Below are 20,733 nucleotides of genomic sequence, written 5' to 3' on the forward strand. Positions count from 1 at the left end.
GTTCCTCAGAATGAAACCGAACCGCCTTTGGTAAACAGATAAGTAGCAAAGGCAATAGATGCACCTGCACCAACCACATACAAACTGAGTTCTAAAAAATCACCCCATGTTTTTCGACCACTTTTTGCTTGTAGAAAAAACCAAAGCATGGTTATACCGCAAATCGTGCCGACAAGAACATAGATGCCTTGGCGGACTTTCACCGCAATATTATTGACATCATTAAACCCGTCTGCCAACGTCATTTGTGCAATTGTCAATAAAGCAACCGCAGCGATAGTTTGGGGATTGGCTACAATTTTTTTGATGTTGTTCATCATTATTTCCTTTTTAAAAGACAAAAAAAAACCGCATTTAGCGGTGATAAGAATTGCCCGAAGGCAGTTAAAACTCTTTAAATACATCCCATTCCGCGTATCGTTTGACGGGTGTTTGGGCTGCTACTTTTACTATGTTTTCAGACGAGCTGTCAGATCGGACAACAGCAGGTATAGGCTTCGGTTTAAAAGGCTGAACAGGGTGTGAAGCCAAAACTGTACGATTGCCGCTCAATCGTGCGTAACGTTCTTTCACGTTGCGGACGTAGTGCTGCGTTTCCCGATAAGGCGGAATGCCACCATATTTCCTGACAGCTCCCTCACCGGCGTTATACCCAGCCAGTACCAAATCAATATTGCAACCATGTGGGCTGGATTTATCAGGAAAGTGGTTACATAAAAAACGCAGGTAGCGTGTACCTGCGATGATGTTTTGTTCCGGGTTGTAGAGGTTTTTAGGATTCACCCCCATTCTTGCAGCAGTGGGAGGTATGACCTGTAACAAACCCCGTGCATTCTTATTGGACAGAGCATAACGGTTTCCTGAGCTCTCACGCCCCATAACCGCCCATACAATGTTTTTGTCCAAACGCTGTAATGCTGCATGCTTTTCAACTAATGCAGCGTATTGAGGGTATGGAGCGTCGGCAATCGCTGATGTTTGGTAAAAAGCAAAGAGTGATGTTGTCAGTATCAATATTCTCTTCATGTTTTTTTCACATCCCTTCCTTTATTTATTCTGAAAAGAAAAAACGAAAATCAAAGCAAATTGAGTAAAAATGCTTGGATTTTCGTTCTGTGGTATGTGTCCGGTTTGTGCCGAGATAAGGCAAAATTAAACTGTATCAGACTGAAGGTGCTGGCTTCAACTCTGTTTAGAAACAATTAGTTATATTTTATTATTTGGACTTTTAATCCGTTGGTCGAGCGTTCGAATCGCTCACGACCCACCAAATATAAAAAACCTGCTTTGAAAAAAGCAGGTTTTTTTGCGTTTGGATTTTAGGATTTTGTTGAGCATATTTTGTTATTGAAACAATCCATAGCACATCAAGCATCAGGCCGTCTGAAAGATATTTTCAGACGGCCTGAAGTTTTATGGAATGGTTTTGAGAAATAAGTTTGTCTAATTAGGGCGGACAAACGTTTAAAACCTAACCTGCGTTTGCAACTGCCTACGATAAACCAATACGGCAGCAGTCAGCGTGGCAAAAGAGAACGCTGACAGCAGGATGAGGTAGCGGCCGATTCCATCCAGTCCGCTGCGGTTGAGCAGCAGTTCTTGAAAAGCCTTTAAGCCCCATGCCATCGGGGAAATCCAAGTGAGTTGCTGCATGGTTTCTGGCATGACGTGTGCAGGCACCATAATGCCACCGATTGCCGCCATCAGGATGATGCCGCCGCCGCCGAGGACGACGGCGTGTTCGGTGGATTTGGCGCAGACGCTGACCAAAAGCGCGTAGCCGAGTGCGGCGGCGCTGACGGCGGCGGACAGCAGCGCGTAGGGAACAAGGCTGCCGTTGAGTATGAGGGCGGGCACGCCGATTTCGGGCAGCAGGTAGCGGCCGAGCAGCAGCATTCCGACAAATTGAAGCTGGTTAATCAGGAAGTAGGGAACAAGTTTGGCGGCAATCAGGCCGGACGCGGAGGCGCGGGCGAGGCGCAGGCGGGTGATGGTGTTGGTCTGGCGTTCCAGCGCCATGACGTTCGACAGCGGTATCATGATGAAAAACATACCGAAAATCAGCCATGCGGGTACGCTGTGCTGTACGGCGTTGGGTTTTTCCACCGTGCCGCTGCCTGCGCTCAGATAGTGTTCTTCCAGCATTTTTTTATCTAAAAAGCTGCGCACGGCGGCGAATTGTTTGTCGTTTTTTTCATCGACTTTTTTCTGGATGTCTTTGCGGATGGAACGGGGCAGTTTTTTATTGTCGATTTTGATGCCGTCGTTGTTGTCGAAATAAGCGTCCAGCCGCTTTTCGGTGTAGTGCTGCTGCAAAACGCCTTTAACCGCCGCCAGCCATGAAGGCTCGGTATCGGGCGGTACATAGATTTGCAGGGCTTTGTTGTCGGCGATTTTGCCGGAAGCGGGGTTCGGGTTGTGCAGTACCAGTTGGAAACGCTTGTCGTGCAGGCCGTTTTGCGCATCGGTCAGTTTTTCAGACAGCATCAGCGTAACATGAATCTGCTCTTTTTCCAGCGCGGCGGCCAGCGCGGTATTGACGCTGTCGTCTGTCGCGCCGACCAACGCAATGCGGCTGTCGGTGTGCGGGTCTTGGTCACGGCTCAGCGCCAACGACATAATCAGCATGAAGGCGATGGGCATCACAAACAACACGGCCAAACCGTGCAGGTCGCGGCAGAGCAGTTTGAGTTCTTTGAGGAGGGAGGAAGTCGTCATTGTGGATTTTGCTTATCTGTTGCTGGCTCGTCTTTGCGCAGGAAATCAAGGTAAAACGTTTCCAGCGAACCGTGTCCCTGCTGGAAGTAGCGGATTTGCGCGCCGCTTTGTTGCAGGGCGGCGTAAACGGCGGCGGCATCGTGCGCCGTTTCCATCATGCCGCGGCTGTCCACTTGCTTTGCACCCAAAGCAGCTAGCGTTTGAGGCGGCAGCGGCGGTTCGACGGTAAAGCGCACGACACCGGTTTGCGTGCTTAGAAGCTCGTCCAAACCGCCGTGGTACACCAGCTTGCCGTGTTGCAGCAGCGCGATTTTGCCGCAAAGCTGCTCGATTTCCGACAGATAGTGCGAGGTGTAAACCACCGTTACCCCCTGCCGTGTCAAATCCGCCACGCTGTCGAGGATAAAGCGGCGCGACTGCGGGTCGATGCCGACTGTGATTTCGTCGAGAAACACCAATTGCGGCGTGTTAATCAGGCCGATGGCAAAATTCAGACGACGTTTAAGCCCGCCCGAAAGATGCTTTGCTGCTTTGTTTTTGTGGGCGGTCAGGTCGGTCTGTTCCAACAGCGCGTTCAGACGGCCTTTGTCGCGCACTTTGTAAAGCGAGGCGAAAAACAGCAGGTTGTCCCACACCGAAAGCTGCGGATAAAACGCGAAATCCTGCGGCACCAAACCGATTTTCTGCCGCTCGCTGCGGCTCAGCAGGCGCAAAGGTTTGCCGTCAAACAAAATTTCGCCCTGCCGCACTTCCTGCAAGCCGGCCAAAAGCGACATCAGCGTCGTTTTCCCCGCACCGTTGTGACCGAGCAGCCCCAAACATTCGCCGTCGGCAATGTCGAACGACACATTGTCCAGCGCGGCAGTTTCGGCTTTGGGATAACGGTGGGAGAGGGATTGGATTTGAATCATGGTTTCAGACGGCCTTAGTATGGATGGAGCATAGTGAAATCATTGACAAAGGCGGCATCAGGTCATCTGCGTACAAACATTCACAGAAAATTTCTTGCTACCGCATAACCCCATTATTTCAATAATCCGCGCCACAAAGCTTCTTCATCATCCGCAATTTTGCGCAGAAATTCAGCGATGTTACGGCAGCCGTTTTCAGACGGCTTTTTGCACTGCTTCACGCACATTGCTGCGAATTGACGCCATTGGTCGCCGATGGCGGTCATTTGTTCTGAGGCCGTCTGAAACGCAGGTTCGTTGCAGATATGGGCGGCTTGTTCGAGGAAGTAGGCGTAGATATAGCGGAAACCTGCGCCGCCGGTACCGATTTCTTCCTGCATCCGCACCAAATGGCCGAGAAACAGTTTTTGGTATTTGTCGTTTTGTTTGGCAGGCAGGGATTCGATTTTTTTGGCCAGCGTACGGATGCCTTTTACGCCGATGAAAAAGACTGGCGCGAGCATATGTTTGGCGTTTTTGCGTATGGCCTTGCGGATAATGGCGGGCAAGTCTGCCATGATTTTTTCAGACGGCCTGTTGTCTTCCAAGGTGTACATCATGCCTTTTGCCGCCAATACGCCTTTGGCAAAGCGCGCCCGTTGCAAATCTTCGGCGGCGCAGCGTTGTACGGTTTCAAATACGGGGTCGCTGATGAGGTAGTCATTGCCGTCTTTTCCGTACACCAAAAGATTGTGTGCGTTGAAATGGAAGCGCATTTGCGGCGGGAAGTAGGGCAGCCAGAAGACGGAGGTTTGCAAACCGGCCAGTTTGCCTGAGGATAGCGCGGCATCCAATGCGGCTTGTCCGCTTTGTGCGTCGGAAAATTTGCGCACGGATAATTTCAGCCCCAATGCTTTGCAGGTGTTTTTGATGATGCTGCGCGGAGCGGTACGGTAAGAAACCAGCGGCATGCCGTTTAATTTGATCAGCGGCATCCAGACAAACGTCAGCGCGTGGGCAATGCCGAAAATCATGGCTTCGTCTAAATTGTGGCCATGGTATTTGAGCAGGGTGGACATCACACCGCTTTCGCAATGGGCGGTATGCTGGTGTGGAAATTCTTGTGTGGTCATAAAATTATTGGTTTTCGTGCAATGTTTTCAGACGGCCTGATGCGGTCGGAATGGGTTTGTTGTTTTGGAAATCAGCGCGCTTCTTTGGACGCTTCCTGCTCGGCTTTGTAGCGGCGCAGAAATTCGATGGCGGCGGCTTTTTCGGCTTCGTTGCCGTATTTGGCATCACGTTGGGCGCGGCGCAGTTCGGCGCGTTCTTTGGCTTCTTCGATTTGGCGCGCTTTGAAGTCTTCGCGGTTGTCGGAGGAGACGAGTTTGTCCTGTTGCGATTGCGCTTTGGCCATGGCTTTGGCAATCAAATCCATGGGGTTGAATGCGGCGCTTGGTGCGGCTGTTTGGGTTTGTGCCTGTGCGGCCTGTTTGGCTTTGACGGCGGCTTCGCGTTGCGCCAGCAAGGCTTTGCGTTCGGCATCGTCGCGCTGTTTGCGCGCGGTATGGTGTTCAAAACGGCTTTGTGCGTGTTCGGCGGCGGCAAAGCGCGGTTCGGCAGAGATGCTGAAACGGCGTGCGGACGGCAGGAAGGGCTGCGATACGGGAACCATGTCGATGCAGTCGACGGGACATGGGGTAACGCACAAGCCGCAGCCGGTGCATTCGTCGCTGATGACGGTGTGCATCAGTTTGGACGCGCCCATGATGGCATCGACAGGGCAGGCGCGGATGCAGGCGGTACAGCCGATGCAGACGGCTTCGTCAATCAGGGCTACGGCTTTGATTTGTGTTTTTGCAGGCGCGAGGTATGGCTTGCCCAACAGGTCGGCAATGTCTTTCATGACGGTTTCCCCACCCGGCGCGCACAGGTTGACCGGCGCTTCCCCTGCCGACAGGGCGCGCGCATAGGGTAAGCAGCCTTCATAGCCGCACTCACGACATTGGGTTTGCGGCAACAGGCGGCTGATGCTTTGGATGGGAATGGTCATCATGGATAGTCAAAATCGAAAAGGTGCATTATATCAGATTGTTGCGTTTATTTTGGCGAAGCCCGCTTTGCTTATTTTAGCGAAACCCGCTACGCTTGTTTTCAGACGGCCTAAGTCGGGTTTGCGTTATAATTTTGAAATGGATTTATTCGGGTAATTAGGAATGACGGCTACACTTTGCCCCTGTCAGTCGGGGCGCGTTTATACGGAATGTTGCGCACCGTTTCATGCGCGTGAGGCGGCGGCCTCGACGGCGGAAGAGTTGATGCGTTCGCGTTACAGCGCGTATGTTTTGCAGGAAATCGACTATATCGTGGATACGACTGTCCCTGCGCAGCAGAATTTGTTGGACAAGCAGGATTTGGCGGCATGGAGTAAGCAGACGCAGTGGTCGGGATTGAAGGTTATCCGTCATGTGCCGTTTGGTAAGCTGCATGCTTTGGTCGAGTTTGAGGCGTATTTTGAAGAGAATGGGCAAACCGAGTGCCATCATGAATTGTCGGCGTTCGTGAAAATAGACGGGCGTTGGTACTTTATTGATCCGACCGTTGCTTTGCCGACGATGAAACAGCCTTGTTTGTGCGATTCGGGCAAAAAGTTTAAGGCGTGTTGTGGACAGTTTTTCAAATAGTAGTGTAAACAGGCCGTCTGAATGTTCAGACGGCCTGAGCTGTTTTTTCAGATAAAAAAAACCATTCATACTAAGGGAGAAGTATGAATGGCCAATACATTGCGGGAAAACGTCTTACTTGCTGCACCGCCCAAAAGGGATGAAAGAGCGGTGTTGTGTCAGCGATTAATATTCTACCGTTTTTAGTATTAAATGCTGTTAAGAAGTGAAATAATTTCAATAAGTTGCAAGATAATCGTGATTTTTTGAAGATAAACGGTATTTTTACTGATTTTCTCGAATCCATTTCACCCATTGTTGAAACAGCTCGGGTTGCAATGCGGCGATGACGGAACGCTTGAATACATGTTCGCCGCTCCAAAAATCGTCGCCTTCCAAAGTGGTCAGGCAGCCGCCGGCTTCTTCAAAAATCAATGCGCCGGCAGCGTAGTCCCACAGCTTTTGTCCACCGTGGATGTAAATATCGTAGCGGCCGCTGGCAAGGTAGCACCAATCGAGCGTGCTGCTGCCCATGCTGCGGATTGTGCCGAATGGGGCAAGGGTATTCATGCGGCTGGCGAGTTTGCCCGAACGCAGGTATTTGATTTCTACGCCGGCAATGGATTCGTTGAGTTTTTTGTTTTCGGAACGCAGCGGCAGCGGCGTGCCGTTGAGAAATGCGCCTTTGCCGCGTTCGGCATAGAAACATTCGCCGCTGACCGGATTATAAATCACGCCCAATTCGGCGTGGCCGTTTTTAACCAGTGCGACGGATACGGCAAAATGCGGCAAACCGTTGACGAAGTTGTTTGTGCCGTCGATGGGGTCGACAATCCACAGGCCGTCTGAATGTTCGTTCCACAAACGGGTTTGCTCCTGAACGCTCATCTCCTCGCCCAGCATCGGACAATCCTCCAATAAGGGCAGGGCGGCGGCAAAAGCGGTTTGTGCGGCCAAATCTGCTTCACTCAAAACCGAGCCGTCTTCCTTGCGTCGTGACGGCGTGTTCAGAAAACGCGGCATGACTTCGGTTTGGGCGATGTGGCGGACGACTTTCTGTAAACGGTATAGCACGGCGTATCCTTGTTTTTTGCAGTTTTGCGCGACAGTGGATTAAAATTCGGGAAGTTTCAAATTATAGTGGATGAAAGCGAAAGCAGGCAGGAGTATGTCGCCGTGTTTCAACTTCATTCATGAAATTTTAAATTTAAATTATATACATGAATAAAGCAGGAAACCATGCCCCGATTTTATGTTGATTTTGCCTTAAGCCCCGACAGCGTGGTCGAATTGCCCGATAATGTGGTGCGCCATCTGAATGTATTGCGCGTGAAAAACACGGAAGAAATCGTGTTGTTTAACGGCAATGGCAAGGCATATCCGGCTTTGCCCGAAGTTTTGGAAAAACGCCGCGCCAGCGTGCGGATTTTGCGTGAAGAGGCAACGGACAACGAATCGCCGCTGAACATTACGTTGGTACAGGCGGTATCCGCCGCCGAGCGCATGGATTTCACTTTGCAGAAAAGCGTGGAATTGGGCGTGGCAGAAATTCGTCCGGTCATCAGCGAACGCTGTGTCGTCCGCTTGAGCGGCGAACGCGCTGAAAAGCGGGTGGCGCGTTGGCAGGAAATCGTCGTTTCGGCGTGTGAACAAAGCGGCCGCAATATTGTGCCGAAGGTTTTGCCGCTGACGACTTATGCACAGGCTCTGCAGCAGTTGCCTCAGGAAACGAGCAAACTGTTAATGAGCTTGAACCGCGCACAAAAACTGAGCGATGTTCGGCCGCAATCCGGTAAGGTCGTGTTTATGGTCGGCCCGGAAGGCGGCTGGACGGAGAAGGAAGAGCAGCAGGCATTTGATGCCGGTTTTCAATCCGTTACGCTCGGCAAACGGGTGTTGCGTACCGAAACCGCCTCACTTGCGGCCATCGCCGCCATGCAGACGCTTTGGGGCGATTTTGCATAAAGTTCAGGCCGTCTGAAAACGAGCGTAGCGAGTTTTGTTAAAACAAGCTGTTGCTTCATGAGATAAAAATGGGAGTTTAAAAAATGTCTTACACCTTTACACTGGCCGAGCACGAGCTGGAAGCGGAATTGAAAAAGTTAATCGTGCAAGAGGCCGATAAGGCCGACGATGTGGATATGGATGATTTCACCGACGATGCACTTTTGTTTGGTGATGACAGTCCGGTTGGTTTGGATTCGCTTGATGCGCTGCAGATCAGCGTTGCCTTGCAACAGTATTTCCAAGTGCGCCTGCAGGGCGACCGTATGGTGCGCAAACATATGATGTGCGTACGCGATTTGGCGGCGTTTATCCGTACGGAGCATGGCGCGTGAGTTGGGTTTGCGGTACGGCGGCCACTTCTGCCTTAAATCCGCAAGCGGATTTCAGACGGCCTGATGCGGTGTCTTATACGTTTTTAAACCAACCGCAGCAGGCTGCTTATTTTCGTGCATTCGCCGACGACAGTTTAGGGCGGAAGGAATTTGCGGATATTGCCGAACAACATTTGCGCCGAGCCGCCGAAAATGCAGGCTGGCCGTCTGAAAGTTGGCACGATGCGCCGGTGTTTATCGGTTCCAGCTCCTATGCCATCTCCGAATATGAAAACCGCCATCTTTCAGGCAATAGGGCGGCAGAAGAACACAATCTGCTTTATCTTGCCGAAGATTTGCGCCGGCGCAGCGGCAATCGGCAGATTTTCAGTTTCGCTACTGCCTGCACTTCATCCGCCCATGCGCTGATTCAGGCGGATAATTGTGTGCGCGGAGGGGCGGAGCGCGCCTTTGTGCTTGGTATTGAAAACCTCAACCGGCTGACTTTGCTGCATTTTCACAGCTTGGGTTTGCTGGCCGAACAGTATCAGCCTTTTGGCGGAAACGGTTTGATTTTAGGCGAAGGTATTGCCGCGCTTGCCTTATCTTCCGCTGCTCCTGAATCTTCAGGCCGTCTGAAACTTATCGGACACGCCGCCAATACGGGTAATGACCTGATTCAAAGCGATGGCCAAGCGCAAGAACAGGTGATGCGCCGTGCTTTGGGTGTTGCAGGCATTGCTCCTGAAAACATTACGGCCGTTAAAACACACGGCATCGGCACGTCTGACAGCGATGCCGCCGAATTGGCCGCACTGGAAAATATATTCGGTATACTGCCGCCTTTGATGGCGTTCAAGCCGCAGATCGGACACACGCTTGGCGCAACGGCAGCCCTTGAAACAGCCCTGCTTTTATCCGCTTTAAAACAAGGCGGAAGCAGCGATTATCAGGGGCGGGAAATTCGTTTTTCTGAGTGTGCGGCTTCACAAAAAGGCGGTTTTTTCTGTTTGGCCAATCAATTTGGTTTTGGCGGCAGCAACACATCTTTGGTATGGCAATGGCAACCGTAAATCCTAATATCCGTATTACTGCCGCCGTGCGTTTTGATACTGACGCCGGCACCGGCGGTAAAATCCTCAAACAAACCTTAAAGCAACAAAGCGGTATAGATACCCGCCGCCTCAGCCGCTTAAGTTTGATTGCAGCGCTTGGTGCAGGGCAACTGAAGGAACAAAGCGAAATCCGCCCTGATTGCGCCGTTTTTCTCGGTACGCCGTTTTCTTCGCCATCCGTGTTTGAAAAAATGGCAGACAATGTGCTGAACCATCACGCCGCGATGCCGTTTGACTTTATTGCCAACCTGCACAACTCCCCTGTTTTTCATGCCGCGCAAGCGTTAGGCACGCATGGTGCAACTTTGGTTGTGGCTGTCGACAACAATGTAGATACTTGCTTTCATCCATTGTTGCTGGCGATGCAATCTGTGCAAAATGGCGGTCAAGCTGCGGTTGGTTGGACATATGAGCATCAAGCAGCTCGTGCTGATACCCATGAAGGCAGTATTTGGATGTTGCTTGAAGCCGGTGAAGAGCAGGGCGTTCCAGCCGTGTTGAATGATGAAGTGATGCAGGCTGATAGGCCGTCTGAAAAGCCGCGATATTATTGGCAAGGTGTCGCCGATTGGATAGAAGCAGTAATGGAGCACGAGGGTAGGGATGTGAAGAAATGTACTTTGGCGTGATCGACAAATGGTTTTAGAGAAAGTATTTGTCTTTTGGATAAATAAGGTTTGCACCATTAAAAAGGCCGTCTGAAATATTTTCAGACGGCCTTTTTGTATCAAAAACCAATCAACGAGACATCTCGCCTTGAATAGCACGGATATTTGCTTTGCGGTCGTTGATGGTACGGGTCAGCTGTTGGATTCTAATCTGATCGCCTTTTTGTTTGGCCGCATTCAGCTGTGTTTGAAGGCGGATAATAGCGGTCTGTTCGTTGCGAATTTCCCCTTGTAATACCTGTTTACGTGTTTCTTTAGGTTTAGGTTGTGGTACAGCAATGGTTGCAGGAATGGTACGAATCGGTGCTTTGCGGCGGATGTCTTGCTGGCTATTTTGCTTGGCCTGGCGTTTCTGTATGCTGTTGCGTAGGAGGATATTCAGACGTGGATTAGCAGCTTCGGCAGTATTGGTAACGCCACCGATCGGACCATTTAGCAGAATTTTGATGTCGTTATCGACATCTTTATCGCTGAAGAGTGCATCAGTGGATGGTCCATATGCTTTGGGCAATGGGGTCTTGGTAGGCTTCGTTGGAATTGCTGCTGCCGCTGGTATGGGTTCGGTCGGCTTGACCGAGTCTGTCAGTGCGAAAATCTCGGTTGTAGATCCTGTTAATATATTGGTTTTGTCGGACGATGCAGAAGAGTTTTCAGCGTTAAGTGGTTTGGTTACTGTTTTTTTAATATTGGTTTTGCGGTTTATCGATGTTTTGGAAATAGTTTTTTCTGTGTATGTAACTTCAGTTTTGGCCGGTTCTTCGGCTGTTGTACTTTTTGCTGTCTTATTGTCCAATCGCTCCAAATCTAGAGAATGATTCAGGAATTGGGTGGTGGTAGCTTGGTCAGTGTGCACGTTCGGGGCGGCGAGAGTTTGGGTAGATGTCTGCTCAGTATGAGGAGAGAAAAAGCTATCCGATCTATGACTTTCCTGAGGGGTAGTTTGTGCCTGAGCGATAGGTGCAGAGGGGTATACTTGAACAACAGGTGTGGTATTGAATATGGCGAAAGTATTAACGGGATATTGCTTGGTTTCAACAGGAGCTATTGCCGTTTGTGTTTCTATAACAGGAACATAGTAATCAGCCGTTGATCTAGTAGTTTTTTGGTTTGTTACTCCTGTTTTATCGAAAATGTTCTGTGTTCCAACCAATTTCGGATCTGTTTGTTGTTCTGTAAGAGTCGAATTCAAATTTAGCTGCTCAGCGTTTGTTTGAAATACATTTGTTTCTACTGGGCTGTACGAATCGGTAACGCGGCAGGTATTGTTGATCTGGTGTGAGGTATAAACAGTGATGCCTTCAACATTGCAGACATACTCGGCAGCGTTGGCGGCGGCGGGGAGGGTCAGGCTGAGGGCAATGGCGGTTTTGCAGAAAAACGGTTTCATAAAGGCAATAGAATCAGGTTGTTTTTTCAAAGTGCAATTATACTATGTACATTGTCAGCAACCGCCAACTTATTTTTAGGCGGTGTAAAACTGCGGCTGAAAGGTTGAAAATCGAAATAAAAGGTCTTAGGCCGTCTGAAATTTTCTTTCTCTAAAGTTTCAGGCGGCCTTTGTTGTCATCGCGTATTAAGCGTTCAACAGGCTTTCGTCCAATGTCAGCTCTTCGTTTTTATTGACGGCTACTTTGCGTGCCAAAACGTTTTGCGCGATTTCGTGCGCTTCGGCAAGCGAGTGCATCAGATAAGTACCGCATTGGTATTCGTTCAACTCGGGGATTTTGCTTTGGTCTTGAACGGTCAAAACATCCTGCATTGAAGCGAGCCATGCGTCGGCCACTTTTTGCTCATCGGGAGTACCGATGAGGCTCATGTAGAAACCGGTACGGCAGCCCATCGGGGAAATGTCGATAATTTCGACGCCGTTGCCGTTTAAGTGGTCGCGCATAAAGCCGGCGAACAAATGCTCCAGCGTGTGAATGCCTTTTTCGGGCAGGATTTCTTTGTTGGGAATGCAGAAACGCAGGTCAAATACGGTAATGGTGTCGCCTTTGGGTGTGGTCATGGTTTTGGCCACGCGTACGGCAGGGGCGTGCATACGGGTGTGGTCGACTTTGAAACTGTCTAGTAGGGGCATTTGGGTATCCTTTGGGGTAAATAGATTTTTAGCGGGTCGGATTTAAAGATTCAATCACAATTTGGCAATATTGACTGCTTCGCCCGAAGCCGCACTCAGTGCTTCGTTCAAAACATCGTAGAAATCCCGTCCGTCGCGTGTTGCCAGCCATTTGCCGTTTTGCTCGGCGAAATGGTAGCCGCCGCTTTTGGCGGCAATCCACAATTCTTGGTTGGGCGTGTGGCGGTTGACGATGATTTGCGTGCCGTCTTCGGCTTCGATCGTCAGCACGTTTCCGGTAAACTGGCAGTCGAAATCCCAGCCGTTTTCGTCGATTTGGTCTTCGATGTGTTCGAACAATTCTTCGCTCATGCGGATGAATTCGCTTTCGGTCATCATGGCTTTTTGTGTGGTTTTTGTTTAAGATACCGAATCTTGCCACATTCGTAATGATGAAGAAAGTTTTACTGATGAAATACGGCGTATTTTTTGCAGCGGCAACGGCTCTGCTGCTTTCTGCCTGCGGCTACAAAGGCGACCTCTACCTGCCCAAAGAAGGCGACAAGGCGCGCTTCGGCGTGATTCAAACCGGCTTGAAATTCGATACGGCCAAAGAACCAACCACTCAAATCAACGATTAAAAAAGACTTCAGAAACATGACCTTATTCTGCGAACAACTCCCTTATACACACCTTGCCGAAGAGTTTGGTACGCCGCTTTATGTGTACAGCAAATCTGCGCTGACCGAGGCATTTGAAAACTACCAAACTGCGTTTGCCGCTTTAAATCCGCTTGTCTGCTACGCAGTGAAAGCGAATGGCAATCTGAGCATCATCAAGCACTTTGCTTCTTTGGGGAGCGGTTTTGACATTGTGTCCGGCGGCGAGTTGGCGCGTGTTTTGGCGGCAGGCGGCGATGCGGCGAAAACGATTTTTTCCGGTGTGGGTAAGAGTGAAGCAGAAATTGAGTTTGCGCTGAATGCAGGCGTGAAATGCTTCAATATGGAGAGCATTCCCGAAATCGACCGCATTCAGAAAATTGCCGCGCGTTTGGGTAAAGTCGCTCCGGTTTCCCTGCGCGTCAACCCTGACGTCGATGCTAAAACCCACCCTTATATCTCCACCGGCCTGAAAGCCAATAAATTCGGTATTGCCTATGTCGATGCGCTTGAGGCCTATCGTCATGCTTCCCGACAAAGCCATTTGAAAATTGTCGGCATCGACTGCCATATCGGCTCCCAACTGACCGATCTCAGCCCGCTTGTCGAAGCCTGCGAACGTATCTTGGCCTTGGTCGACCAACTGGCAGACGAAGGCATTGTGTTGGAACACTTGGACTTGGGCGGCGGTGTTGGCATTGTTTACCAAGATGAAAATGTGCCTGATTTGGGCGCGTATGCCCAAGCCGTTCAAAAACTGATCGGTACACGCCGTCTGAAACTGGTTCTCGAGCCAGGCCGCAGTTTGGTTGGCAATGCAGGTGCGTTGTTGACGCGCGTCGAGTTTGTCAAACATGGCGAAGAGAAAAACTTTGTGATGGTCGATGCGGCAATGAACGATTTGATGCGTCCGGCGCTTTATGATGCCTATCATCACATCGAAGCGGTCGAAACCAAAGACATTAAGCCTCTGACAGCCAATATCGTCGGCCCGATTTGCGAAACCGGCGACTTCCTCGGCAAAGACCGCACCATCGCCTGCGAAGAAGGGGATTTGCTGCTTATCCGCAGCGCCGGTGCGTATGGTTCAAGCATGGCGAGCAACTACAACACGCGCAATCGTGCGGCGGAAGTATTGGTTGACGGCAGCGGATACAAACTTATCCGCCAACGTGAAACCGTTGAGCAGCAAATGGCCAACGAATTGGCTTGTTTGTAAGATTTGATTGTTTAAAAGGCCGTCTGAAAGCTTGATTGACTTTCAGACGGCCTTTGTTATGAAAGAAAAGGGCATGTATCAAACATACCCTTTTTTAGGTTATCAATAATGCGGCGGAATCTCATCGCGCAGGCTGTACGGTTCGCGTTCGCCGTTTGCGCCTTTGTCCTGCATCCGTTGATACAGCAGCCGCAACTGGCCTTGTTGCAAATCCAAAGCCTGCTGCATCTTGGCGATGGTGTCGTTCAGGCTGCCGATTAAATCTTCCTGCAAGGCCGTCTGAATTTCCAGCTCGGTGACGCGGTGTTCCAATTCCTGAATATTGCTCATATTACAGCACCATCGCGGCAATCCAGCCTGCAACCATCAGCGGGATATTGTAGTGGATAAAGGTTGGGATAACCGAATCGCGGATGTGGTCGTGCTGACCGTCGGCGTTCAGACCCATGGTCGGGCCGAGCGTCGAGTCGGAAGCAGGGGAGCCTGCATCGCCCAGCGCACCGGCGGTGCCGACGATGGCGACGGTCGCCATAGGCGAGAAGCCCAAGCTAATGCATAAAGGCACATAAATCGCGGAAATAATCGGCAAAGTCGAGAAAGACGAGCCGATGCCCATGGTCACCAGCAAGCCGACGCACAACATGGTCAATGCGGCCATGCCTTTATTGCCGCCGAACAAAGCCATGCTGCGCTCGACCAAAGGCTGAATGTCGCCGGTCGCGTTCATTACAGCGGCGAAACCTTGCGCCGCAATCATAATAAAGCCGACCATCGCCATCATTTTGATGCCTTCGCCGAACACATCGCTGGCGGCGGAGCGGTTCATCACGCCCAACATCATAAACACGGCAAAGCCCAACATAGCGCCCAATACCAGCGAACCATCGTACAAAAGCTGAATGGCAAAACACACGGCAATCGCCACGGCCGCCACCAAGCTGCGATAGGTTGACGGCTCTTGTTGTTGCACTGCTGCACGGTTGTCTTCCGTGTCAGTAGTATTGTTTTGATAAATACGCGGTTTGCGGTAGTGCCAAAAGGCCAGCAGCAAGCCGGACACCATGCCCAAAGCCGGAATCGCCATTGCATGCATCACATTGATGCCGCTGGTGTCCATGCCTGCCGAGCGGATATTGCCCAACATGATGTCCTTCAAGAAGATGGCACCGAAACCGTAAGGCAGGAACATATAAGTCGTTACCAAGCCAAACGTAATCACGCAGGCCACCAAGCGGCGGTCGAGTTTCAAACGGTTAAACACCAACAGCAGCGGCGGAATAATCATCGGGATAAACGCAATATGAATCGGCACAACGTTTTGGCTCATCACGCCCATGCACAAAATAATCGTCAGCAGCAGCCATTTGACCGCGCCTTCGCCTTTCGCATTGCCTTCGCCGCTGTTGAGTTTGCGGATAATCACGCCGGCGAGCTGTTGCGGCAGGCCGGAATGCGTGATGGCCATGGCAAACGCGCCGAGCATGGCATAAGACAGCGCGATTTGCGCCCCGCCTTTCAGGCCTTCGTTAAAAACAGGAATAATCCCTTGCTGCACCACATCTCCGGCCGCGTTGGTTACATTCTCCAAAGGCATACCGGCCACCAAGCCGCCGATAAACGCGCCGACAGCCAAGCTGAGCACCACATGCACGCGCGATAAAGACAGCACAAGCATGATGATGACCGCAATTACAACCGCATTCATATCGTTCTCCGTTGTTTCAGACGGCCTGTTATGTAAAAACAGGCAATCGTCTGTTTACATATTACAAATAAACATCATAACCCAAGCATGAAGCCTTTGCAAAAAACGGCAGGCCGTCTGAAAAACGGAGCATCGGTTTCAGACGGCCTGCCGTGAACCCTTATTCAGCGTTTTAATATGGCGTGCGGTTCTGGCGATAAAAATAGCCAAAAAACACGCGCTTCCTATTCTTTGCATAGGGTACCAATGTTAAAATCGACACAATGTCTCGGTTTCGGGTTTGTCACTGAAATTAAAGCATTTATTTCTAAAACCCAATTCAATCATACACAAACAAAGGAAAGAAGTGATGGATATTCTGACGCGGCTGCACAATCTGCCGCCCTCCCGCTTTCATTACAAACTTCTGGTTTTGGTCGGCATAGGTTGGCTGTTTGATGCCATGGATACAGGCTTGGTGTCGTTTGTATTGCCGGCTTTGGGCAAAGATTGGGCGTTGGCTCCGGCGCAGTTGGGTTGGATTGTCAGCATTGCCTTTGTCGGCATGGCTTTGGGCGCGGTATTCAGCGGCTGGCTGGCGGACAGGTTCGGACGGAAAACCGTTTTTGCCGGCACGATGGTGGTGTACAGCATTGCCACAGGTTTATGCGCGCTTGCGCCTGATTTGACGGTTTTGCTGGTGTGCCGCTTTTTTGTCGGTGTCGGTTTGGGCGGCCAGCTGCCCGTCGCCGTGTCGTTGGTCAGCGAATATGCACCGCCGAAAGTACGCGGCCGTTTTATTGTGTTGCTGGAAAGCTTTTGGGGCTTGGGCTGGCTCTCGGCCGCGCTGGTGTCTTATTTCTTTATTCCGCAAACCGGCTGGCACAGCGCGTTTTTATTCGGCGCCTTGCCCTTGTTTTATGTACCGTTGGTGTTGAAATTCGTTCCTGAATCCGTGCCTTACCTGCTTTCCCGCGGCAAAACCAACGAAGCGCACCGTTTGGTATCCGCGTTGGAAATTCAATCGGGCATAACGCCGCCGACAGAAGCCGTTGCCGCACCGGCCGCCCCGCGCGAACGCATCCGCTTCTTCCAACTTTGGCAACATCCGTTTGCACGGCGCACGCTGATGCTGTGGCTGGTTTGGTTCGGCATCGTGTTTTCGTATTACGGCATTTTCACTTGGTTGCCCAAACTGCTGGTCGAACAGGGCAATACTGTGGTTAAAACCTTTGAATATGTGCTGGTGATGATTGTTGCGCAACTGCCTGGCTATATTGCCGCCGCGGCTTTGGTGGAAAGAATCGGCCGCAAAGTAACGCTGGCAGGCTTTCTGGCCGCGTGTGCCGTGTGCGCATGGTTTTTCGGGCAAAGCACAACTGCGGCCGAAGTCATGATTTGGGGCAGCCTGATGTCCTTCTTCAACTTGGGCGCATGGGGCGTTTTGTACACCTACACCCCCGAACTCTACCCTTTGCGCTTCCGTGCCTTCGCATCCGGCTGGGCAGGCGCCATCGGCCGCGTCGGCGGCATACTCGCGCCCATGGTGGTGGCGGCGATGGTTGGCAACAGCGGCGGCTTCGGCAATATCTTTATGATGTTTGCGCTGGTTATGCTGCTGATTGTGGCGGTAATCTTGGTATTGGGTGAAGAAACCAAAGGCCGTACGCTGGAAGACATCAGCCAATAAAAGATAGACATGAAAAGGCCGTCTGAAAAAGATTTTCAGACGGCCTTTGTTTATTTGAGTTTGTAATTTTAATACATCGATTTTCTGTTTTTATCTTAATTATCGAGGAAAGCGACGAAGAATAACCGTCTTTGTTTTTGCGTAGATAAAAATATTATACTTCAAAGAATTAAAATGAATAAACGATAAAATGGCCGTCTGAAAAGTTCAATCATGGTTTGTGATGTAGGTCAAAGCAAAATGTAACTAAATTACCTATAGTTATCGTAGTGAAAATTTATTGATCTTATTGCCACCTTTTATTAAGGAGATACACTATGAACGCATCAGCCGACAACGTCGTCAGCCCAGCCGTAGCCGAGGTAAACAGCCTGGTTGACAAGGGTTTACGGGCATTGGACGAGTTTCTTAAGCTCGATCAGGAGCAGATTGACTTTATTGTGGCCAAAGCCTCCATTGCTGCGCTGGACAAACATGGTGTGCTCGCCATGCACGCGGTGGAAGAAACTGGACGCGGCGTGTTTGAGGATAAGGCGACGAAAAACCTGTTTGCTTGCGAAAACGTCGTGCGCCGCCTGCGCGATTTGAAAACCGTAGGCGTCATCAGCGAAAACGATGTAACCGGTATTACTGAAATTGCCGATCCGGTCGGCGTGGTTTGCGGTATCGTGCCGACAACCAATCCGACCTCCACCACCATTTTCAAATCTCTCATTGCGCTGAAAACCCGCAACCCGATTATTTTCTCGTTCCACCCGTCCGCCCAGCAGTGTTCCGCCCATGCAGCGCGTATCGTGCGCGATGCGGCGATTGCGGCCGGTGCGCCGGAAAACTGTATCCAGTGGATTGAAAAGCCGTCTATGGAAGGCACTTCCGCGCTGATGAAGCATCCGGGCGTGGCAACGATTTTGGCGACCGGCGGCAATGCGATGGTGGAAGCCGCGTATTCCTGCGGCAAACCTGCGCTCGGCGTCGGGGCGGGCAACGTACCTGCTTATGTTGAAAAAACGGCGGACATCAAACAGGTGGCACACGATATTGTGATGTCGAAATCTTTCGACAACGGCATGGTGTGCGCCAGCGAGCAAGCGGTGATTGCCGATAAAGAGATTTACAAAGAGTTGGCCGAAGAATTCAAATCTTACGGCGTGTACTTTGCCAACAAAAAAGAAAAAGCCATGCTCGAAGAGTTTATCTTCGGCGTAACGGCGAATTGCGCCAGCTGCGGCGGAGCGAAACTCAATTCTGCGGTAGTGGGCAAACCGGCGGCATGGATTGCCGAGCAGGCCGGGTTTAAAGTACCTGAAAAAACCAACATCATCATCGCCGAATGCCGCGAAGTCGGTCCGAACGAGCCACTGACCCGCGAAAAACTTTCGCCTGTTTTGGCCATGATTAAGGTGGATTCGACCGAACAAGGTTTGAAGTTCGCCGAAGAAATGGTCGCCTTTGACGGCTTGGGACACTCCGCCGCCATCCATACTGCCGATGAAGAATTGGTCAAAACGTTCGGCTCCCGCGTCAAAGCGCTGCGTGTGATTTGGAATTCGCCTTCCACCTTCGGCGGCATTGGCGACGTGTACAACGCCTTCCTGCCTTCTCTGACCCTCGGTTGCGGCTCTTACGGTAAAAACGCCGTCGGCGGCAACGTCAGCGCAGTCAATCTGTTAAATATCAAAAAAGTAGGCCGTCGGAGAAACAACATGCAATGGTTCAAAGTGCCCGCCAAAATCTATTTTGAACGCGATTCCATCCAATATCTGCAAGACATGAAAGACTGCGAAAAAGTCATGATTGTGACCGACCGTTCGATGGTTGATCTGGGCTTTGTCGATAAAATCACCCACCAACTGCATCAACGCAAAAACAAAGTGACCATCCAGCTGTTTACCGACGTCGAAGCCGATCCGAGCGTCCAAACCGTCTATAAAGGCACGGATTTGATGCGCAGCTTCCAGCCGGACACCATCATCGCGCTGGGTGGCGGCTCGCCGATGGACGCAGCCAAAGCCATGTGGCTCTTCTACGAACAGCCCCAAGTCGATTTTGAAGACCTCGTCCAAAAATTCATGGACATCCGCAAACGCGCCTTCCGCTTCCCTGAGTTGGGCCGCAAAGCCAAATTTATCGGCATCCCCACCACGTCGGGTACCGGCTCCGAAGTCACGCCGTTTACCGTCATCAGCGACGGCGACAAAAAATATCCGATTGCCGACTACTCGCTGACACCGACCATTTCGATTGTCGATCCTGCGTTTACCATGACCGTACCGGCAGGCGTAACCGCCGATACCGGTTTGGACGTACTGACCCACGCCGTAGAAGCATACGTTTCCGTACTGGCGAACGACTTTACAGATGGCCTCGCTCTGCAAGCCATCAAGCTCGTGTTCCAATACCTCGAACGCTCCTACAAACACGGTGCGGCCGATCCTGAAGCGCGCGAGCATATGCACAATGCCTCAACCATCGCAGGCATGGCGTTTGCCAATGCGTTCTTAGGCATCAACCACTCGATGGCACACAAAATCGGCGGCAAATATCACGTTCCGCACGGTCGTGCCAACGCCATCCTGCTGCCGCACGTCATCCGCTACAACGGCACGCGTCCGCAGAAAACCGCCACTTGGCCGAAGTACAACTACTACAAAGCCGACCTGAAATATCAGGAAATCGCCCGTACTTTAGGCCTGCCATGCAGCACACCGGCAGAAGGCGTCGAATCCTTCGCCCGCGCTTGTCATGAACTGGCGGTCAATGTTGGCATCAAAATGTCGTTGAAAGAGCAGGGCATCGATGAGAAAACCTTCCTCGACGGCAGAAAAGAGCTGGCCATGATGTCTTTTGAAGACCAATGTACCCCGGCCAACCCACGCCTCGCGATGGTGGCCGATATGGAAGAAATCCTGACCAAAGCCTACTACGGCGAATAAAATCGGGCAGTTAAAAAGGTCGTCTGAAACCTGACTATAGGGTTTCAGACGGCCTTTCGTATTAGAACTAAAGTTGATACTTATTGTATGTGGAATTTAATTTGCAAACATTAAGAA

The 20,733-nt window shown here is 51.0% G+C and carries 21 protein-coding genes; 9 read left to right on the top strand and 12 right to left on the bottom strand.

All coding sequences use genetic code 11. The features are described from left to right. Positions 1 to 5 precede the first annotated feature (5 nt). From HMPREF2675_RS08320 to HMPREF2675_RS08345, 6 genes are all read right to left on the bottom strand, one after another. Positions 6 to 317 carry a hypothetical protein gene (locus HMPREF2675_RS08320; protein WP_083323907.1) on the bottom strand — a complete coding sequence of 104 codons (312 nt, stop codon included), beginning with the start codon at positions 315 to 317 and terminating at the stop codon, positions 6 to 8. A 67-nt stretch (positions 318 to 384) separates the two neighbouring features. Beyond that, on the bottom strand, positions 385 to 1,026 hold the full coding sequence (locus HMPREF2675_RS08325) for a lytic transglycosylase domain-containing protein (protein WP_070814694.1): 642 nt from the start codon (positions 1,024 to 1,026) through the stop codon (positions 385 to 387). Positions 1,027 to 1,464: 438 nt separating this feature from the next. After that, a complete protein-coding gene (locus HMPREF2675_RS08330; protein WP_070814695.1) occupies positions 1,465 to 2,718 on the bottom strand; it encodes an ABC transporter permease in 1,254 nt (417 codons plus the stop codon). Further along, a complete protein-coding gene (locus HMPREF2675_RS08335) occupies positions 2,715 to 3,629 on the bottom strand; it encodes an ABC transporter ATP-binding protein (protein WP_009174199.1) in 915 nt (304 codons plus the stop codon). Before HMPREF2675_RS08335 ends, HMPREF2675_RS08330 begins: the two co-directional genes overlap by 4 nt. 113 nt (positions 3,630 to 3,742) lie before the next feature. Further along, positions 3,743 to 4,741, bottom strand: a complete 999-nt coding sequence (locus HMPREF2675_RS08340) for a BtrH-related acyltransferase DarH (protein WP_070814696.1) — start codon at positions 4,739 to 4,741, stop codon at positions 3,743 to 3,745. Positions 4,742 to 4,812: 71 nt separating this feature from the next. Next, the gene (locus HMPREF2675_RS08345) at positions 4,813 to 5,661 is read right to left on the bottom strand and encodes an RnfABCDGE type electron transport complex subunit B (protein WP_070814697.1); all 849 of its coding nucleotides are present in this window, start codon (positions 5,659 to 5,661) and stop codon (positions 4,813 to 4,815) included. 163 nt (positions 5,662 to 5,824) lie between these two features. Here HMPREF2675_RS08345 and HMPREF2675_RS08355 point away from each other — a divergent pair, with 163 nt between their 5' ends. Then, positions 5,825 to 6,292 carry a YchJ family protein gene (locus HMPREF2675_RS08355; protein ID WP_070814699.1) on the top strand — a complete coding sequence of 156 codons (468 nt, stop codon included), beginning with the start codon at positions 5,825 to 5,827 and terminating at the stop codon, positions 6,290 to 6,292. Positions 6,293 to 6,556: 264 nt separating this feature from the next. Here the strand turns inward: HMPREF2675_RS08355 and HMPREF2675_RS08360 are convergent, their stop codons facing one another. Then, the gene (locus HMPREF2675_RS08360; protein ID WP_003684681.1) at positions 6,557 to 7,345 is read right to left on the bottom strand and encodes an inositol monophosphatase family protein; all 789 of its coding nucleotides are present in this window, start codon (positions 7,343 to 7,345) and stop codon (positions 6,557 to 6,559) included. Positions 7,346 to 7,510: 165 nt separating this feature from the next. On the opposite strand from HMPREF2675_RS08360, the gene HMPREF2675_RS08365 reads away from it, so the two are divergent. From HMPREF2675_RS08365 to HMPREF2675_RS08380, 4 genes are all read left to right on the top strand, one after another. Then, complete coding sequence (locus HMPREF2675_RS08365; RefSeq protein ID WP_070814700.1) at positions 7,511 to 8,236, top strand: 16S rRNA (uracil(1498)-N(3))-methyltransferase; 726 nt, start codon at positions 7,511 to 7,513, stop codon at positions 8,234 to 8,236. 83 nt (positions 8,237 to 8,319) lie between these two features. Continuing rightward, positions 8,320 to 8,610: a phosphopantetheine-binding protein gene (locus tag HMPREF2675_RS08370; protein ID WP_070585227.1), complete on the top strand. Its 291-nt coding sequence runs from the start codon at positions 8,320 to 8,322 to the stop codon at positions 8,608 to 8,610. Further along, complete coding sequence (locus HMPREF2675_RS08375) at positions 8,607 to 9,662, top strand: beta-ketoacyl synthase N-terminal-like domain-containing protein (RefSeq protein ID WP_070814701.1); 1,056 nt, start codon at positions 8,607 to 8,609, stop codon at positions 9,660 to 9,662. Before HMPREF2675_RS08370 ends, HMPREF2675_RS08375 begins: the two co-directional genes overlap by 4 nt. Continuing rightward, positions 9,644 to 10,333: a hypothetical protein gene (locus HMPREF2675_RS08380; protein ID WP_070814702.1), complete on the top strand. Its 690-nt coding sequence runs from the start codon at positions 9,644 to 9,646 to the stop codon at positions 10,331 to 10,333. Before HMPREF2675_RS08375 ends, HMPREF2675_RS08380 begins: the two co-directional genes overlap by 19 nt. A 109-nt stretch (positions 10,334 to 10,442) precedes the next feature. Here HMPREF2675_RS08380 and HMPREF2675_RS08385 read toward each other — a convergent pair whose 3' ends face one another. The 3 genes from HMPREF2675_RS08385 to cyaY form a co-directional block, all read right to left on the bottom strand. Continuing rightward, positions 10,443 to 11,789, bottom strand: coding sequence for a hypothetical protein (locus HMPREF2675_RS08385; protein ID WP_283127817.1), 1,347 nt, complete (start codon positions 11,787 to 11,789; stop codon positions 10,443 to 10,445). Between the two features lie 156 nt (positions 11,790 to 11,945). Beyond that, positions 11,946 to 12,452: an S-ribosylhomocysteine lyase gene (gene luxS, locus HMPREF2675_RS08390; RefSeq protein ID WP_004518928.1), complete on the bottom strand. Its 507-nt coding sequence runs from the start codon at positions 12,450 to 12,452 to the stop codon at positions 11,946 to 11,948. Between the two features lie 54 nt (positions 12,453 to 12,506). Beyond that, positions 12,507 to 12,830, bottom strand: a complete 324-nt coding sequence (gene cyaY, locus HMPREF2675_RS08395) for an iron donor protein CyaY (protein WP_070814704.1) — start codon at positions 12,828 to 12,830, stop codon at positions 12,507 to 12,509. Between the two features lie 71 nt (positions 12,831 to 12,901). Here cyaY and HMPREF2675_RS08400 point away from each other — a divergent pair, with 71 nt between their 5' ends. Both HMPREF2675_RS08400 and lysA read left to right on the top strand, forming a co-directional pair. Further along, on the top strand, positions 12,902 to 13,072 hold the full coding sequence (locus HMPREF2675_RS08400; protein WP_070814705.1) for an LPS translocon maturation chaperone LptM: 171 nt from the start codon (positions 12,902 to 12,904) through the stop codon (positions 13,070 to 13,072). 16 nt (positions 13,073 to 13,088) lie between these two features. Next, on the top strand, positions 13,089 to 14,309 hold the full coding sequence (gene lysA / locus HMPREF2675_RS08405) for a diaminopimelate decarboxylase (protein WP_070814706.1): 1,221 nt from the start codon (positions 13,089 to 13,091) through the stop codon (positions 14,307 to 14,309). Positions 14,310 to 14,411: 102 nt separating this feature from the next. Here the strand turns inward: lysA and HMPREF2675_RS08410 are convergent, their stop codons facing one another. After that, positions 14,412 to 14,639 (bottom strand): SlyX family protein, encoded by a 228-nt coding sequence (locus tag HMPREF2675_RS08410; protein WP_070814707.1) that lies wholly within the window; start codon positions 14,637 to 14,639, stop codon positions 14,412 to 14,414. Between the two features lies 1 nt (position 14,640). Further along, positions 14,641 to 16,014: a Na+/H+ antiporter family protein gene (locus tag HMPREF2675_RS08415; RefSeq protein ID WP_070814708.1), complete on the bottom strand. Its 1,374-nt coding sequence runs from the start codon at positions 16,012 to 16,014 to the stop codon at positions 14,641 to 14,643. Positions 16,015 to 16,363: 349 nt separating this feature from the next. On the opposite strand from HMPREF2675_RS08415, the gene HMPREF2675_RS08420 reads away from it, so the two are divergent. Next, positions 16,364 to 17,683 carry an MFS transporter gene (locus HMPREF2675_RS08420; protein WP_070814709.1) on the top strand — a complete coding sequence of 440 codons (1,320 nt, stop codon included), beginning with the start codon at positions 16,364 to 16,366 and terminating at the stop codon, positions 17,681 to 17,683. Between the two features lie 317 nt (positions 17,684 to 18,000). Then, positions 18,001 to 20,616, top strand: coding sequence for a bifunctional acetaldehyde-CoA/alcohol dehydrogenase (gene adhE / locus HMPREF2675_RS08425; protein WP_070814710.1), 2,616 nt, complete (start codon positions 18,001 to 18,003; stop codon positions 20,614 to 20,616). The last annotated feature ends 117 nt before the right edge of the window (positions 20,617 to 20,733 follow it).

It is taken from the genome of Neisseria sp. HMSC061H08 (assembly GCF_001836795.1).
In the GTDB taxonomy this organism is placed as follows: domain Bacteria; phylum Pseudomonadota; class Gammaproteobacteria; order Burkholderiales; family Neisseriaceae; genus Neisseria; species Neisseria subflava_A.